General features: G+C 62.2%; 17 protein-coding genes. 7 read left to right on the top strand and 10 right to left on the bottom strand.

What is annotated here, in order from left to right; all coding sequences use genetic code 11:
- Positions 1 to 121 precede the first annotated feature (121 nt).
- The 3 genes from F3J17_RS21810 to F3J17_RS21800 all read left to right on the top strand — a co-directional run bounded on the left by F3J17_RS21810 (position 122) and on the right by F3J17_RS21800 (position 1,087).
- Positions 122 to 319, top strand: a complete 198-nt coding sequence (locus F3J17_RS21810) for a hypothetical protein (protein ID WP_052391700.1) — start codon at positions 122 to 124, stop codon at positions 317 to 319.
- A gap of 111 nt (positions 320 to 430) precedes the next feature.
- Positions 431 to 610 (top strand): hypothetical protein, encoded by a 180-nt coding sequence (locus F3J17_RS21805; RefSeq protein WP_167063551.1) that lies wholly within the window; start codon positions 431 to 433, stop codon positions 608 to 610.
- 102 nt (positions 611 to 712) lie between these two features.
- Complete coding sequence (locus F3J17_RS21800; protein WP_167063548.1) at positions 713 to 1,087, top strand: ecotin precursor; 375 nt, start codon at positions 713 to 715, stop codon at positions 1,085 to 1,087.
- On the opposite strand, the gene F3J17_RS21795 is transcribed toward F3J17_RS21800, so the two are convergent.
- The 4 genes from F3J17_RS21795 to mnmE all read right to left on the bottom strand — a co-directional run bounded on the left by F3J17_RS21795 (position 1,072) and on the right by mnmE (position 4,789).
- Positions 1,072 to 2,133, bottom strand: a complete 1,062-nt coding sequence (locus F3J17_RS21795) for a trypsin-like peptidase domain-containing protein (RefSeq protein WP_167063545.1) — start codon at positions 2,131 to 2,133, stop codon at positions 1,072 to 1,074. The genes F3J17_RS21800 and F3J17_RS21795 overlap by 16 nt on opposite strands.
- A gap of 399 nt (positions 2,134 to 2,532) precedes the next feature.
- Positions 2,533 to 2,751, bottom strand: coding sequence for a hypothetical protein (locus F3J17_RS21790; protein ID WP_167063542.1), 219 nt, complete (start codon positions 2,749 to 2,751; stop codon positions 2,533 to 2,535).
- A gap of 216 nt (positions 2,752 to 2,967) precedes the next feature.
- Positions 2,968 to 3,168, bottom strand: a complete 201-nt coding sequence (locus F3J17_RS21785) for a hypothetical protein (protein ID WP_167063539.1) — start codon at positions 3,166 to 3,168, stop codon at positions 2,968 to 2,970.
- A 220-nt stretch (positions 3,169 to 3,388) separates the two neighbouring features.
- The gene (mnmE, locus tag F3J17_RS21780; protein ID WP_167063536.1) at positions 3,389 to 4,789 is read right to left on the bottom strand and encodes a tRNA uridine-5-carboxymethylaminomethyl(34) synthesis GTPase MnmE; all 1,401 of its coding nucleotides are present in this window, start codon (positions 4,787 to 4,789) and stop codon (positions 3,389 to 3,391) included.
- Between the two features lie 366 nt (positions 4,790 to 5,155).
- On the opposite strand from mnmE, the gene F3J17_RS21775 reads away from it, so the two are divergent.
- Complete coding sequence (locus F3J17_RS21775; RefSeq protein ID WP_167063533.1) at positions 5,156 to 5,578, top strand: transcriptional regulator; 423 nt, start codon at positions 5,156 to 5,158, stop codon at positions 5,576 to 5,578.
- Positions 5,579 to 5,682: 104 nt separating this feature from the next.
- Here the strand turns inward: F3J17_RS21775 and yidC are convergent, their stop codons facing one another.
- The 4 genes from yidC to rpmH all read right to left on the bottom strand — a co-directional run bounded on the left by yidC (position 5,683) and on the right by rpmH (position 8,396).
- Entirely contained in the window at positions 5,683 to 7,353 is a 1,671-nt protein-coding gene (gene yidC / locus F3J17_RS21770) for a membrane protein insertase YidC (RefSeq protein ID WP_167063530.1), read from the bottom strand.
- A gap of 30 nt (positions 7,354 to 7,383) precedes the next feature.
- On the bottom strand, positions 7,384 to 7,614 hold the full coding sequence (gene yidD, locus F3J17_RS21765) for a membrane protein insertion efficiency factor YidD (protein ID WP_027815935.1): 231 nt from the start codon (positions 7,612 to 7,614) through the stop codon (positions 7,384 to 7,386).
- Between the two features lie 107 nt (positions 7,615 to 7,721).
- On the bottom strand, positions 7,722 to 8,198 hold the full coding sequence (gene rnpA / locus F3J17_RS21760) for a ribonuclease P protein component (RefSeq protein ID WP_345891229.1): 477 nt from the start codon (positions 8,196 to 8,198) through the stop codon (positions 7,722 to 7,724).
- 63 nt (positions 8,199 to 8,261) lie between these two features.
- Complete coding sequence (rpmH, locus tag F3J17_RS21755) at positions 8,262 to 8,396, bottom strand: 50S ribosomal protein L34 (protein WP_004198824.1); 135 nt, start codon at positions 8,394 to 8,396, stop codon at positions 8,262 to 8,264.
- A gap of 442 nt (positions 8,397 to 8,838) precedes the next feature.
- Between rpmH and dnaA the strand changes: the two genes are divergently transcribed.
- From dnaA to gyrB, 3 genes are all read left to right on the top strand, one after another.
- A complete protein-coding gene (dnaA, locus tag F3J17_RS21750) occupies positions 8,839 to 10,482 on the top strand; it encodes a chromosomal replication initiator protein DnaA (protein ID WP_167063527.1) in 1,644 nt (547 codons plus the stop codon).
- 290 nt (positions 10,483 to 10,772) lie between these two features.
- Positions 10,773 to 11,879 (top strand): DNA polymerase III subunit beta, encoded by a 1,107-nt coding sequence (gene dnaN, locus F3J17_RS21745; RefSeq protein ID WP_167063524.1) that lies wholly within the window; start codon positions 10,773 to 10,775, stop codon positions 11,877 to 11,879.
- A 114-nt stretch (positions 11,880 to 11,993) separates the two neighbouring features.
- Positions 11,994 to 14,465, top strand: a complete 2,472-nt coding sequence (gyrB, locus tag F3J17_RS21740) for a DNA topoisomerase (ATP-hydrolyzing) subunit B (RefSeq protein WP_167063521.1) — start codon at positions 11,994 to 11,996, stop codon at positions 14,463 to 14,465.
- 78 nt (positions 14,466 to 14,543) lie between these two features.
- Here gyrB and F3J17_RS21735 read toward each other — a convergent pair whose 3' ends face one another.
- Positions 14,544 to 15,362: a nucleotidyltransferase domain-containing protein gene (locus F3J17_RS21735; protein ID WP_167063518.1), complete on the bottom strand. Its 819-nt coding sequence runs from the start codon at positions 15,360 to 15,362 to the stop codon at positions 14,544 to 14,546.
- Between the two features lie 11 nt (positions 15,363 to 15,373).
- A complete protein-coding gene (locus tag F3J17_RS21730; protein WP_167063515.1) occupies positions 15,374 to 16,597 on the bottom strand; it encodes an RtcB family protein in 1,224 nt (407 codons plus the stop codon).
- Positions 16,598 to 16,651: the final 54 nt, after the last annotated feature.

Here is a 16,651-nt window from a genome sequence, read left to right as displayed (position 1 = left end):
GCGGCGTCAACCCGGTAAGCTCCGGGCACATGACCTGCTCAAGCGATTGCGTGCGGCGGCGCACCCTGTTTCCGATGAATCAGTATTCGCCCGCAGTACAAGTTGTAGCTTTCCGGCTACAATGAACTCGCAACCGCTTGACAACCAGGAGGTTATCGTGATAGAGCACGTAATACTGGGCGCGTTTCTGGTCATCCCCCTCGTCATTGTCGTTTTTCTGTTTTCCGACGAAATCCTCGAGGAGCACCGGCAGCGCGTAGAAGCGGGCGCACCTCACATCGACTGGCGTCATCCGCTGCGCAGCATCCTGCACCATTGAATCTGCGGCATGAGTGACGGTCCGGCACCTGCCGCCGGGCTGTCGTTCGTGCCTCGCGCGGGCGGGCCTCGGTTGACGCCGTAGTGGACGCATTAATCTTAGGAGGGACTCGTGGATGTCGAGTTCTCCTGGATGACGTACTTCGTCGCCCTGTTCGCGCTGATGGTCTGTTCCATCGCCTTGTCTTTGCTTTGCCCCGGCGCCGGCAGGCGTCGCGATCCTCCCTCTTCGCCGGCTGCGCCGGATGATCCGGACGCCGAATCCCACGCCCCGCCTCCCCGCGCACCGTAATTCATCGGCTGCGTAATTCGTCGTTACCACTTGCATCACCTGTATCCGCGCTTCCCGACGACAATCGCTCGCATGTTTTCAAAGGTTCTCGAGGAGAACGTCATGCGTAAGATTGCAGCCGTACTGGTGGTAGCGGGGTGTGTGATGGCGGCCGGTCCGGCCAGCGCGCACGATCATGGCGGCGACGTGGTGGGTGCGCTCGTTGGCGGCGCGCTGATTGGCGCCGTAGTCGGTGCGGCCATCAATGGGCCGGCCGTGGCCTATCAGGCGCCGCCGGTCTATGCCGAGCCGGCTCCGGTGCCCGCACCGGTCTATGCCGAACCGGCGCCTGTCTACGCCGCCGCGCCTGCGCCGGGCGGTTGCTACGACCAGTATTCAGGTCGCTACGTGCCCTGCGCGCCGCCGCAACCGGCCCCGCCGCCCGCGCCGTATAACGGCTATGGCGACGGTGGCGGCTACGGTCAGCCCGGCTGGTAAGCCGGTACGTCCTGCTCGACCGGCGTGATCTGCAGATTCAGCTTCTGCGTCAGCCTCACGATCGTAAATTCAACCGCGCGGCCGATGCGCGAAGCGTCGAGCAGACGCTGAAGCGCATCGATGCCGTCGACGGCCACGCCGTCGATCGCGACGATCGTATCGTCCACGCGCAACCCGCCCAGCGCGGCGGGACCGCCCTTCACCACTTCCATCACGCGCACGCCGCTCGTCGCGCCCAGTTCGAAAAACCGTTGCACCTTGCGCGCGATCGGCACGGTCGTACCGGCGATGCCCACGTGCGCGCGGCGTACGCGGCCATGCGCAAACAGCTGCGTGATCACCCACTTTGCGGAATCGATCGCCGTGGCGAAACAGATCGCCTGCGCGCCAGGAATGATGGCCGTGTTCACGCCGATCACCTGTCCCGCCGAATTGACCAGCGGGCCGCCCGAGTTGCCGGGATTGAGCGCCGCGTCGGTCTGGATCACGTCGTAAATCATTCGCCCCGAGTTTGAGCGCAGTGATCTGCCGAGCGCCGACACCACGCCCGTGGTGACCGTCTGCGCAAGCCCGAGCGGGCTGCCTACGGCAATTGCGATCTGTCCGACGCGCAGCTTCGCTGATTCGCCCAGCTGCGCATGCGGCAGCACCTCCGAAGCGCCGATGCGCAGGACGGCGAGATCGGTGCTCGGATCGTCGCCGATCAGATCGGCGTCATAGGTCGAACCGTCGGCGAGCGTCACGCGCAGCGCGCTCGCGCCATGCACGACGTGGCTGTTCGTCAGCAGATAGCCATCGGGCGTGAACAGGAAGCCGGAACCGCTGCCGCTGCGCGCAGCGCCCTGGCTGGCGGAAGCGGCGCGGCGCTCGACCGCGATGTGAGCGACGGCGTGCTGCACACGCTCAAGCGCGCCGATGACGGTTTGTGAATAGGCGTCGAGCAAGGCTTCGTCGCCGTGGGGACGGGTGTTCGCGCTATCGGCGTTGGCACTCTGGGCTGCGAGGTCGCGCGCGAGATCGTCGATGAAGGATGGACGGCTTCCCACGATCAGAATTCTCCGATGAAAGTGCGCCGTACATGCAGGGGCTACAGGGTGATTTCAAGAGGCTTAACTTAATCGCACGTGGGACGCGGCGAGTTCGTTTTGAGGGGCGGATCGACGGCTGACAGCGAAGGTCAACGATTGTCAGATCCGTCATGCGGCCATTGAAGCGTCAGGAGCGAGCTACGACAATGATTTTGCGGCGACGTCCCCTCGCGCCGTGTTGTCAGTAGTTGTTGGCAAGCTCTTTCGCCGCGGCCCCTGCCGCGGCTATTTTTTTGCGGCCCGCAAAGAAAGAAGCCCGCACAGTGGCGGGCTAATCCATGCTCGGGTTACATGGCGAGGTAAATCAAATCGGCATTGCGGCGCCCGTTCTTTGCGGGCTGCGCACCGACCGGCTCGTCAGGCGGCGAGGCGCGCCTTGAGCTGCAGACGCTCAAGTTGCGTCATCAGCGAGTCGATCGTACGAAACTGGGTTTGCGAGAGCTGGGCCGTGTCGAGCAGATTCGACAGGCGGCGATGCCAGTACTCGACGGAGAGAATCGGAACCGTGCCATCGGTTAACAGCGACGGCACCATGACGCGCATGATGTGCGCGATTTCCTGATCGATGAACATCATTTTTCTAAGCCCCCGGAACAGTCCAGATCTCATTTAGTGGATCCGTGGTGTCACTCTAGTTCGCCGGTGGCCGGTGACTAGCTATCACAATTGATAGGGGGGTGAGAGGGGGGAACAGGCGATGCGCGAAAAGCCCGCCAGAGGGCCTTTCCAGCGCCCTCGACGATCGGTTGACAGGCTTGAGCCAGGAAATATCCTGGTGTTGTGCCGTTGTCCTTAATGTCGCCAGCCGTGCCCGTAGTAGCCGCCAACGCCGACCCCAATATCGACTGCAGGCGCGGCGTAATAACCTGGAGCGTAACCGTAACCATACGCCGGTGCCGGCGCATATGCATAGGGGGGCGCGACAACGCAGCCCGTCAGCGAGGCGATGCCAGCAGCAGCAATCAAGGCGCCCAAGAGTCGAAACGTTTTCATGATGTTCTCCCGAATGCATTGATTGTCGGCAATCGCGAGGTTTGAAAACGAAACGATGTGTGACCACTCGTTACGGCCGTAAAAATCGGGGGCGCTATTGCGGGAGCGCGTTGTAACCCGTTGCAATCAGTTCACAATCCTTACTGATTGCCGACGACCGGCATTCGCGTCGATTCGTTGTCGGCGCAAATGATTTGGGATCCTGCTTATCGGGGGCGAATTATTTTCCGATACAAAACCGGCTAAAAATCACACCAAGCAGATCATCCGACGTGAACTCGCCCGTGATCGAGTTCAACGACTCCTGGGCAAGCCGCAATTCTTCCGCGAACAGATCGAGCGATTGCGCGTTCTGCTCCGCATGATCCGCCGCCTGCGCGAGTTGCTCGCGCGCCGCACGCAAGGCGATCAGATGGCGCTCGCGTGCGAGATAAACGCTTTGCGCATCGGCTTGCCATCCCGCGATACGCAGCAGTTCGGCGCGAAGGAGCGCCACGCCGTCACCCTGCTTCGCCGAAAGCCGCACTTCGCACAGCTCGGCGCCATGATCCATCGCACGCTTCGCCACTTCGGGCGCGACATCGGTGAGATCGGTCTTGTTGAGCACGCGCACCACCGGCACACCCGCCGGAAAACGCGCGGCGATCGTATCGTCTTCGGCCGTCATGCCCACACGCGCGTCGAGCAGATGCAGCACCACATCGGCGCGACCGATTTCGCTCCACGTGCGCTCGATGCCGATCTTTTCGACCTCGTCTTCGGTTTCGCGCAGGCCCGCCGTGTCGATGATGTGCAGCGGAATGCCTTCGATCTGGATCGTCTGCGAAATCTTGTCGCGCGTGGTGCCGGCCACCGGCGTGACGATCGCCAGCTCCGCGCCCGCGAGCGCGTTGAGCAGCGACGATTTGCCGACGTTCGGCTGCCCCGCGAGCACGACCGCAAGACCCTCGCGCAGCAGCGCGCCCTGGCGCGCTTCGGACAGCACGTGGTCGAGTTGCGCACGAATTGCGCTGAGCTTGCCGCGCGCATCGGCGGCTTCCAGGAAGTCGATCTCTTCTTCCGGGAAATCGAGCGTCGCCTCCACCAGCATGCGCAGTGTCACGACGTCGTCGACCAGCGCGTGAATATCGCGCGAGAACGCGCCGTCGAGCGAGCGTCCCGCCGAGCGCGCGGCGGCTTCGGTACTGGCCTCGATCAGGTCGGCGACCGCTTCGGCCTGTGCGAGGTCAAGCTTGTCATTGAGGAACGCACGGCGCGTAAATTCGCCGGGTTCGGCAAGGCGCAGACCGAAGGCGCGTCCCGCCTCGATGCAGCGTTGCAGAACCAGTTGCAGCACGATCGGGCCGCCGTGGCCCTGCAGTTCCAGCACATGCTCGCCCGTGTACGAATGCGGCGCCGGGAAGTACAGCGCGATGCCGCGATCGAGCACCGTGCCCGCGCCATCGAGAAACGGCACATAGCTCGCGTGGCGCGCGGCCAGCGTCTGGCCGGTCAGCGCTTGCATGAGCGCAACGGCCGCCGCGGCGCCCGCACGGCCGGCCGATACCCGCACGACCCCGATTCCGCCGCGACCGGGCGCAGTGGCAATGGCGACGATGGGATCGGTATCGGTGGCGAGCATGGCGAATGAAGTCGAGGTAAATCGGTGAGATCGGAATGAACACAGCGCAGCGCTGGAAAGGGTTCCCGCGTGCGTGCGCAAAAGTGCATGGATTGTAACGCCTGGCCTCTGCGCGGCTGGACCTGCGGCGAGACCACGAACACCCTCAATTTATCCCAAATTGGATAAGGCTTGTCTTAGACTATCTTGTTAAATTTAAGACAAGATCCCTGCAAAAGCGCGAGAAATAAACGGCCATTCTGCTTTTTCGCTCTTATGACAAATTGTTGAGGTAGTTGCGTTTTTAGGTGATTTGTAGCTTTCATGAGCTATATCTAGCCCAACTGGTTGTCAACTTCGACGAAAGCCGATTGCACAATCAGCGTCATGCCAACCTCCGAAGAAAAAGCCGCCTTCGCCGAACGTCTCAAGTTCGCCATGAAGCGCGCACCCGAAAAACTGCGCGGCAGCACCGATCTCGCCAACCGGTTCAACCTGCGTCATCACGGCGAACAGCCCGTCTCGCCGCAGACCGTCCACAAGTGGCTGAGCGGTCGCACCATTCCCACGAGCGACAAACTGGAAACGCTGGCTGAATGGTTCGACGTGGATGTGCATTGGCTTCACTACGGTCCGTCGCCTGGCAAGTCCGCGCCCGCCGTACCCAAGCCGCGCAAACCCGACGACAAATACCCGCTTTCCGAGGAAACGCTCGAACTCGCTTCGAAGATCGAATCGTTGAGCGAGCACCACCGCTATCTGGTGGAAGAACTGGTCTCGCAGTTTTACGGCGGCCCTGGCAAGGTCTGACGTTCGAGTATCAGGCATACCGCGCGCCATCCGCACGGCCATGAAAAAAGCCGCCAGACTTGCGTCAGGCGGCTTTGTTTTTTCAGGCGCCGAAAGCGGCTAACTTAAGCAGCTTCCTTTTCCTTCTTCTTGCCTTTGCCCATCATGCGCGTGATGTAGTACTGCTGCGCGATCGAGAGCACGTTGTTCACGACGTAGTACAGCACCAGACCCGCCGGGAAGAAGAAGAACATGACCGAGAACGCGATCGGCATGAACATCATCATCTTGGCCTGGACGGGGTCCGGCGGCGTCGGGTTCAGACGCGTCTGCAGGAACATCGAGACCGCCATCAGCACCGGCAGGATGAAGAACGGATCCTGCTGCGAAAGGTCGTGAATCCACAGAATCCACGGCGCACCGCGCATTTCCACCGACGACAGCAGCACCCAGTACAGCGAGATGAACACCGGAATCTGGATCACCACCGGCAGACAGCCACCGAACGGATTCACCTTCTCGGTCTTGTACAGCTCCATGAGGGCCGCATTCATCTTCTGCGGGTCGCTCTTGAAGCTCTCGCGCAGCGCCTGCATGCGCGGCGTGATTTCCTTCATGCGCGCCATCGACTTGTAGCTGGCGGCGGACAGCGGGAAGAACACAGCCTTGATGAGCAGCGTGAGCAGCACGATTGCCCAGCCCCAGTTGCCCACATAGCCGTGGATCTTCTCGAGCAGCCAGAACAGCGGCTTGGCGATGATCGTCACCCAGCCATAGTCCTTCACGAGTTCCAGACCCGGCGCGATGCCTTCGAGCATGCGCTCTTCTTCCGGACCGGCGAACAGGCGCGCCTGCACGTTGTCGGTCGCACCCGGAGCGATCGTGCCGAGCGGCTGCTTCACGCCCACGCGATACAGCGAGTTGTCGAACTTCTCAACGTAGATGTCGCGCTTGACGCCTTGCTGCGGAATCCACGCCGTCGCGAAGTAATGCTGCACCATCGCAACCCAGCCGTTATCGGCCTGGTTGACGAAATCGGCCTTGTTCTTGTCGATGTCGCTAAACGAGATCTTCTGGAAGTGATGCTCGTTGGAGTACACCGCCGGGCCGATGAAGGTGTGCGAGAAGCGCGGCGTTTCCACCGGCTGGCTGTCGCGCACGAGCTCCATGTAGAGCGTGGGCGAAACCGGCGTGCTGCCCAGGTTCTGCACCTTCGTGTCCACGCCGATCACATAGCTGCCCTTCGTGAACGTGTAGGTCTTGGTGACCTTCACGCCGCCCTTTTCGGGCGAGTCGAGGCTGATCTGGAACGAACCGGCGTCGCCGCTCAGCTCGCGCGGACCGGGCGCCGCCGTGTAGATGTCGTTGTGGTTCGGGAAGTCGCCACCCAGCAGACCCGTACGTGCGAGGTACGTGTGGTCTTTGGTGTGATCGAACAGCGTGATGTACTGGTCGGGCTGCTTGCCGTCGCCTTCCTTCACGAGCGAGAGCTTCGTGAGCGTGCCGCCGCGCGTGTCGATCTCACCGTCGTAGACGTCGGTGTGGAAGTGCACGAGCTGGGCGGTCGCGGCAGCGGGTTGCGCCGTGCCGGTCGGCGCCTGGCCTGCGGCCGCGGCCGGCAGGTCGGAAGCGGCGTCAGGCGCGCTCGCGCCCGCGGCGCCGCTGGCGGCAGTCTGCGTTTGCGTCGCGCTCGGGAAGAACATCGACTGACGTCCGTGGTCGCGCTGCCAGTTGTCGTACAGCATGACCGCTGACATGAAGAAGATGACCCATAGGACGGTGCGTTTGATATCCATGCGTTGTCTCAGTGTCGATGGAATGGCGCATCAGCGCTTATTCGGGGATGCAGGCGGGACCGGATCGACGCCACCCGCCGAAAACGGGTGACAGCGGCACAGCCGCCGGGCGGCGAGGTAAGTCCCGCGCGCGGCGCCATGATACTGGATTGCCTCGCGTGCGTAATCCGAACAGGAAGGGTAAAAACGGCAGCGGTTGCCGAGATAAGGACTCACGGCAAGCTTGTAGAAACGCAGTAAAGCGATCAGTACCGTTTGCATGGCGTGGCGGCCGAAGAGCGCCGCGTGGAAAGACGGACAACGTGCCGCACCCGCGTGAACAGCGGATGCCGCGTGCGCGGCGCAAACATGCGGCTCGCGCGCTGCGCTCATGGAGCGTCGGGCGCTTGCGGCGCTGCATTGCGCTTGGCGACCTCGCGTGCCGCTTTTTCGAGCAAATACTCGATTTCAGTACGGCACAGCGTCTTGAGCGGCGGCGACGAGGCGCCCGGCATGGCCTTGCGGTCGAATTTCGTATGCAGACGCAGCAGCAGATCGAAACCTTCGAACTGCGCGCGGCGCACGCGAAACGCTTCGCGGGCAATGCGGCGCACCAGGTTGCGCGTGACCGCGCGCGGCGCATATTTCTTGCCGATCACGAGGCCGAGGCGCGCGTCTTTGCCCGTGGGCCGACCGTACACCACGAAGTGGGCGGCGCGGCGCCAGGGGCGCAAACGAAAAACGGATGAGAACTCATCCGTTTTCAGTAGCCTTGCGGCCTTCGGGAAAGCGGCCTGCGTTCGCAGCGAGGCGGCGCGCACATCGTCCGCTTTGCCCGATTCTTCCAGCTGTTCCGGCAGTGTCACGTCAGGCCCGCTATCGTCGATCGTGCGGATAGCGAAGCTATCGACAACACTGGGAAGCGTCGCTTAGATCGCGAGGCGCTTGCGACCCTTCGCACGGCGTGCGTTGATCACTTTGCGGCCACCGGCGGTCTTCATGCGCACGCGGAAACCGTGGGTGCGCTTGCGACGGGTAACGGAAGGTTGGTAAGTACGTTTCATGTTGCTCTCACTTGTTGAGAAATGACCGCGGCGAGCATCGCGGAAAAAGCAATGGCCGGTGGTACAGGGATTGGTTTTCGCGGAACCCGCTATTTAATCCCGTTTTTCTTTGGCCGTCAATAGTTTAGGGTGTTGACGCACATGAATTTGCCCAGGTTTCGCCCTGGCGACGCCTCGCTGCGACCAGGTTGCGCCGATGGGGCGCGAACACGCGCTGCGTTGATCCGTCCCTGTGGATAACTCCCAGGCCAGGAGAAATCGGCGTTAGAATCTCGCCTATCCCAAGAATCCTGCATGCCGCTCCGGCCCGCCTGCTTGCCGCAAACCCTTTGCCGCGCGGGCTTCCGGAGCATTTGCCGTCGCCCCGTCAGGGCCCGTTGCGTTTGCGCGACAAGCACGGCGCGGCAGCAACGCCTGCAAACAAAACGACCACAGCAACTCGATGAACGAATTCTGGCAACACTGTTCCGCACTACTGGAGCGCGAATTGACGCCCCAGCAGTACGTAACGTGGATCAAACCGTTGGCCCCGGTTGCCTTCGACGCTGCGGCGAACACGCTGCAGATAGCCGCACCCAACCGCTTCAAGCTCGACTGGGTCAAGAGTCAGTTCTCGGGCCGTATCACTGATATGGCGCGCGACTTCTGGCAAACCCCCGTCGACGTGCAGTTCGTCCTCGATCCGAAGGCGGGAATGCGCGCGCCCATGGCCGCCGCACCGGCGCCGCGTGCGCCGCTGGCGAGCGCCCCGGTTGCGGAACCAGCCTTCCAGGCAGCCCAGGCGCCGGCTTATCAGACCGCTTCGCACTTAAGCTCGCAGGCAAATATCGCTAACCCGGCCGGTCCGGGTTCGGCAGCGCTGGCCGCTGCCCAGCTTGCGCAGGCCAATGCCGCGGCCGCAGCCGCCGCGCAGGCGGCTCAGGCCGCGGGCGACGACGGCGCCGATCTCGATCTGCCAAGCCTCGACGCCAACGAAGCCGCCGCAGGCCGTCGTAGCTGGCGGCCGGGTCAGAGCGCGGCCGCAGCCGCAGCCGCAAATGGCGGCGAGCCGGATCCGACCTACGAGCGCTCGAAGCTGAACCCCGTACTCACGTTCGATAACTTCGTGACCGGTAAGGCGAACCAGCTTGCGCGCGCGGCGGCCATCCAGGTCGCGGACAACCCCGGCATCTCGTACAACCCGCTGTTCCTGTACGGCGGCGTCGGTCTGGGTAAGACCCACTTGATCCACGCGATCGGCAACCAGTTGCTGGTGGACAAGCCGGGTGCGCGCATCCGCTACATTCATGCCGAACAATACGTATCGGACGTGGTGAAGGCATACCAGCGCAAGGCGTTCGACGACTTCAAGCGCTACTACCACTCGCTCGACCTGCTGCTGATCGACGATATCCAGTTCTTCTCGGGCAAGTCGCGCACGCAGGAAGAGTTCTTCTACGCGTTCGAAGCCCTCGTCGCCAACAAGGCGCAGGTGATTATCACGAGCGACACGTACCCGAAGGAAATCTCGGGTATCGACGACCGCCTGATCTCGCGTTTTGACTCCGGCCTGACCGTGGCGATCGAGCCGCCCGAGCTGGAAATGCGCGTCGCCATTCTGATGCGCAAGGCGCAGTCGGAAGGCGTGAGCCTCAATGAAGACGTGGCGTTTTTCGTCGCCAAGCATCTGCGCTCGAACGTGCGTGAGCTGGAAGGCGCGCTGCGCAAGATCCTCGCGTACTCGAAATTCCATGGCCGCGAGATCTCGATCGAGCTGACCAAGGAAGCGCTGAAAGACCTGCTGACGGTGCAGAACCGCCAGATTTCGGTGGAAAACATCCAGAAAACGGTGGCCGACTTCTACAGCATCAAGGTCGCCGACATGTACTCGAAGAAGCGCCCCGCGAACATCGCGCGGCCGCGCCAGATCGCGATGTACCTGGCCAAGGAGCTGACGCAGAAGAGCCTGCCGGAAATCGGCGAGCTGTTTGGCGGCCGCGACCACACCACGGTGCTGCACGCCGTGCGCAAGATCGCTGACGAGCGCACCAAGGACGCCCAGCTCAACCACGAGCTGCACGTGCTGGAGCAGACGCTCAAGGGCTGATCGGCGCTGGAAAGCGCTGGCTGGAAAACCTGGAAACCAGCAGGAAATGCGCGCGTGCCCCGGCGGTCTGGCTGCCGGGGCACTGTTTATTTCCCGGATCGCCCCCAATTTAGGGAAGTGGTCGGTTTTCAGGCACAATATGGGTTTAACCGCGGGCGGCTGGACCGCCTGCGGATTTCACGCCGCGGCCTGCGCTGCAGGGCGGCGCCGGGGCTTGACACCACGTGTCGTCGCGCATGGTGCTGGTCCCGGACGGGATGCGCAGACCGCTACATCAACGAAGGAACTCTATGCAACTGGTCAAGACCGAACGCGATAACCTGCTGAGGCCGCTGCAAACGGTGAGCGGCATTGTCGAACGCCGCCATACGTTGCCGATCCTCGCCAATCTGCTGATCACCAAAAACGGTCCCGACGTCTCGTTCCTGTCGACCGATCTCGAGTTGCAGATCACCACGACCGCCGATTTCGGCGTTGGCAACGACCAGGTGGCCACCACCGTCGCCGCACGCAAGCTGCTGGACATCCTGCGCGCGATGCCTGACGGCCAGGTCACGCTCACGCTCGCCGACAAGCGCCTCACGGTGCAGTCGGGCAAGAGCCGCTTTGCCCTCCAGACGCTTGCCGCGGACGAGTTCCCCACGGTGGCGCAGGCCAAGGACTTCGGCGCGAATCTCGCAGTGCCGCAGAAGACCTTCCGCCAGTTGCTCGGCATGGTCTATTTCGCGATGGCGCAGCAGGACATCCGTTACTACCTGAACGGCATGCTGCTCGTGGTGGACGGCGACCAGCTGATGGCAGTCGCCACCGACGGCCACCGCCTCGCGTTCTCGTCGATGAAGATCGAAGGCGGCGCATTCGCGCGCCAGGAAGTCATCATCCCGCGCAAGACCATTCTCGAACTGCAACGTCTGCTCGAAGACATCGACGACTCGCTGAAGATCGACATCGGCGCAAGCCAGGTGAAGTTCACCTTCGGCCAGGTCGAACTGGTGTCGAAGCTGGTGGAAGGCAAGTTCCCCGACTTCCAGCGCGTGATTCCGAAGGCGCACAAGAACACCTTCGAAATCGGCCGCGAAGAACTGCAGCGCTCGCTGCAACGTGCGGCCATTCTCACGTCCGACAAGTTCAAGGGCGTGCGCTGCATCATCGAGCCGGGCCAGCTCAAGATCATGTCGACCAACGCCGACCAGGAAGAGGCGCAGGAAGAGCTGGAAATCGCCTACCAGGGCGACACCATCGACATTGGGTTCAACGTCACGTATCTGCTCGACGTCCTCGCGAACCTCAAGGTCGACACGCTTCAAGTGAGCCTTGGCGACGCCAGCTCCAGCGCGCTCATCACGATTCCCGAGAACGAGGAATTCAAGTACGTCGTGATGCCGATGCGCATCTAAAAAGCGCGACAGAAGAAGAACACCAGGGGGCGCTGAGCCCCTTTGGCGTTTTTATGGCTTTTCGAAAAAGCCCCGAGCAGCAACCCAGGCAGTACGCAGAACCGGAAAAAATCCATGACTGATACGAACAACTCGCAACCCGACAACAGCTATGGCGCCTCGTCGATCCAGATCCTCGAAGGACTGGAAGCCGTGCGCAAGCGTCCCGGGATGTACATCGGCGATACGTCGGACGGCACCGGTCTGCACCATCTCGTCTTCGAAGTGCTGGACAACTCGATCGACGAAGCCCTCGCCGGCTACTGTAACGACATCCACGTGACGATCCACGCGGATAACTCCATCTCGATCACCGACAACGGCCGCGGCATTCCCACGGACGTGAAGATGGACGATAAGCACGATCCGAAGCGCAGCGCCGCTGAAATCGTGATGACGGAGCTGCACGCGGGCGGCAAGTTCGACCAGAACAGCTACAAGGTCTCGGGCGGCCTGCACGGCGTGGGTGTCTCGTGCGTGAACGCGCTCTCCAGCTTCCTGCGCCTGACGGTGCGCCGCAACGGCAAGAAGCACTTCATGGAATTCCACCGTGGCGTGGCGCAAAACCGCGTGCTCGAAGACCGCGACGGCGTGATGGTCTCGCCGATGCAGGTACTGGGCGACACGGAACACCGCGGCACCGAAGTGCACTTCATGGCCGACGAAACCATCTTCGGCAGCGTTGAATATCACTACGACATTCTCGCCAAGCGCATCCGCGAACTCTCGTTCCTGAACAACGGCGTGCGTATCCGCCTGACCGACCAGCGCTCGGGCAAGGAAGACGATTTCGCCTTCGCAGGCGGCGTGAAGGGCTTTGTCGAGTACATCAACAAGGCCAAGACCGTTCTGCACCCGAACATCTTCTACATCTCGGGCGAGAAGGACGGCGTGGGCGTGGAAGTCGCGATGCAGTGGAACGACAGCTACAACGAAAGCGTGCTGTGCTTCACGAACAACATCCCGCAGCGCGACGGCGGTACGCACTTGACGGGCTTGCGCGCGGCGATGACGCGCGTGATCAACAAGTACATCGCCGATAACGAAATCGCCAAGAAGGCCAAGGTCGAAACCTCGGGCGACGACATGCGCGAAGGTCTCTCGTGCGTGCTGTCCGTGAAGGTGCCGGAGCCGAAGTTCAGCTCGCAGACCAAGGACAAGCTGGTGTCGTCGGAAGTGCGCGCGCCGGTGGAAGAAGTCGTGGCGAAGGCGCTGGAAGAGTTCCTGCTGGAAACGCCGAACGACGCCAAGACCATCTGCAGCAAGATCGTCGACGCCGCGCGTGCGCGCGACGCAGCGCGTAAAGCGCGCGAAATGACGCGCCGCAAGGGCGTGCTGGACGGCGTGGGCCTGCCCGGCAAGCTCGCGGACTGCCAGGAGAAGGACCCGGCGAAGTCGGAAGTCTATATCGTCGAGGGTGACTCGGCAGGCGGTTCGGCCAAGCAGGGCCGCGACCGTAAGTTCCAGGCGATCCTGCCGCTGCGCGGCAAGGTGCTGAACGTCGAAAAGGCGCGCTACGACAAGCTGCTGTCTTCCGAGCAGATCGTCACGCTGATCACCGCGCTGGGCTGCGGTATCGGCAAGGACGATTACAACCTTGAGAAGTTGCGCTATCACCGCATCATCATCATGACCGACGCGGACGTGGACGGCGCGCACATCCGTACGCTGCTGCTGACGTTCTTCTATCGCCAGATGCCGGAGATGATCGAGCGCGGCTATGTGTATATCGCGCAACCGCCGCTCTACAAGCTCAAGGCCGGCAAGGACGAGCGCTATCTGAAGGATGACGCCGACCTGAACGCGCACATGCTGCGTCTGGCGCTCAACGGCTCGGAACTCGTGCCGGGCGAAAACGCCACGCCGATTTCCGGCGATGCACTGGGCGAGCTGGCGCGTTCGTATCAGCTGGCGCGCGGCGTGGTGGATCGTCTTTCGCGTCTGTACGACGTGCGCGCGCTCGAAGCGATCATGGACGGTGTGGCGATCGATCTGTCGAGCGAAGAATCGACCGAAGCGTCGGCGCGTGCACTCGAAGCGCAATTGCGTGACGATCCGCTCAAGCCGGAAGTGAGCGTCGTGCCGATGTACGACGCGGTGCGCGAGCAACGTTCGCTGCGCGTGGAGCGCACGCATCACGGCAACGTGAAGGTGTCGGTGATCGACGAGGAGTTCCAGCTCACCGCCGATTATCAGCAGCTCGTGAATACGGCCAATACGTTCAAGGGTTTGATCGGCAAGAACGCCATCATCAAGCGCGGCGAACGCAGCATGGCTGTGAACGACTTCAAGAGCGCGATGAAGTGGCTGATCGCGGACGCTGAGCGTAACGTCTCGAAGCAGCGCTATAAGGGTCTCGGCGAGATGAACCCCGGGCAGCTGTGGGAAACGACGATGGATCCGGCTGTGCGTCGTCTGCTGCGCGTGCAGATCGAAGATGCGATTGCTGCCGATGGCATTTTCACCACGCTGATGGGCGATGATGTTGAGCCGCGTCGTGCGTTTATTGAGAGCAATGCGCTGCGGGCGGGGAATATTGACGTTTAACGATTGTCGATATCGATAGCCGCAACGTCAAAAAAGACCCATAGGTTTTCTGACCTATGGGTCTTTTCCATTTCAGACTCACGCCTCACTCATCACCACATCCCTCAAAAACCCATCCAGCATCCCCGCCTCCCCCCACGGCCGCTTGTACTCGCGGTCATGCTCCGCATCGGCGAGCATTGCTTCGATCAGCGCGTGGATGGCAGGCCGACGCGGCCCATACTCGCCCTCGCCTGCCCGCATCTTCAGTTCCAGCAGCGCGTCCAGCTCCGCAGCTACCGCCGCCTCGTGCACCGTCCCGGCCACGAGATCCGCAAACCGCATCGGCGGCATCCCTAAGCCCATATCGATCCAGCGCACCGCAAGCAACGGACGCAGCACATACAGATACTTCTTGTAGCGCACCGTATCGCCTTGCAGATAGCCGCGAAAGTTCTTCTTCGCCATCGACAGATAGTGATGCCGTCCGCGCATCGGCGAAAAAAACGCCGTCGCCAGTTCGCGCAGACGCGGCGCCCAGCGCTCATCCTCGCGATACACGACCGGCGAATCCAGCCACTCCAGCAAGGTCGGATTCGAGCGATGCAGCAGTTGCAGCGCCTTGCGCAACTCCCAGCCGCTCAAATCGAGTACATCGTCGAGCGGTCTTTCGATCACATCGCGTTGCGGCTCGACGCGCAAATACCAGTCGCGCCGATGCACATACACAAAGCGCACGTCATAGTCGCTATCCGGCGAAGCAAAGCCCCAGCCGCGGCTGCCGGACTCGCACGCAAACAGCACCTTCACATCATGCCGACGCTCGACATCGGCCAGCTCGGCCATCACCCGCGTGCGCACCGCTGGTTCCACCGGATGGGCGCTCCTCACCGCGGCGAAATTTTCCCGACTGCTCATCTCATTTCTCCCTATCCCTTCACACACACCACCTGTCGCAGCGTATGCACGACTTCGACCAGACTGCGCTGCGCAGCCATCACCGCATCGATATCCTTGTAGGCCATCGGAATTTCATCCACGACGCCCGCGTCTTTTCGACATTCGACGCCCTGCGTCGCCGCCACCTGATCCGCGACCGTGAAGCGGCGCTTCGCTTCGGTACGGCTCATCGTGCGCCCTGCTCCGTGGCTGCACGAGCAAAAGCTTTCTTCGTTTCCGAGCCCGCGCACAATGAAACTCTTCGCGCCCATCGACCCCGGAATAATGCCGAATTCACCTTTTTGCGCCGATACCGCGCCCTTGCGCGTCACCAGCACGTCTTCGCCGAAGTGACGTTCGCGCTGCACATAGTTGTGGTGGCAATTCACCGCGTGCCCGTCGATCTCGAATGGCTTGCCAATCGTGGCACGCGCCGCGCCGATCACCGCGTCCATCATCGCCTGACGGTTCTGGCGCGCGTAATCCTGCGCCCAGCCCACTGCCTCGACGTAATCGTCGAAATGCTGGCTGCCCTCGGTCAGATACGCGAGGTTGCGATCCGGCAGATTGGCGATGTGCTGACGCATATCCTGTTGCGCCAGTTCGATATACAGACTGCCGATTGCATTGCCGACGCCACGCGAGCCGCTGTGCAGCATGAACCAGACGCGCTCGCTTTCATCGAGACACACTTCGATAAAGTGATTGCCCGTACCCAGCGTGCCAAGGTGCGTGTAGTGGTTGGTCTTTTCCAGCTTCGGCTGCTTCGCGACGATGCGTCGAAAGCCGGGTTCGAGCGCCTTCCACATCGCATCCACCGCCGCCGGCGCGCGATTGCCCCACGCGCCCGGATCGCGACGTCCCGGCACGCGCCCGTGCGGCACTGCGCGTTCGATCGCGCCGCGCAGACGCGCAAGCGAGTCCGGCAGATCGGCGGCCGTGAGCGTCGTGCGCGCGGCCATCATGCCGCAGCCGATATCCACGCCCACCGCGGCCGGGATAATCGCGCCCTTCGTCGGAATCACACTGCCAATCGTCGAACCCTTGCCGAGGTGCACGTCCGGCATCACCGCCATATGGCGGAAGATGAACGGCATCTGCGCGGTGTTGCGCAACTGCGTGCGCGCTTCTACTTCGACGTCCACGCCGTTCGTCCACATCTTCACCGGCTTGCCGTTCGCCAGTTCCATCACCTGATAATCGCGTTCACTCATTTCATTCACCTGATGCCTTGTTGCGCAAGGCGCGACCTGATTGCATCGCGCCTT

Origin of the sequence: Burkholderia sp. Ax-1719 (genome assembly GCF_011753055.1) — a bacterium.
Classification (GTDB): domain Bacteria; phylum Pseudomonadota; class Gammaproteobacteria; order Burkholderiales; family Burkholderiaceae; genus Paraburkholderia.
The sequence above is the reverse complement of the archived record's forward strand: the minus strand, read 5'-3'. Positions and strand labels throughout refer to the sequence as shown.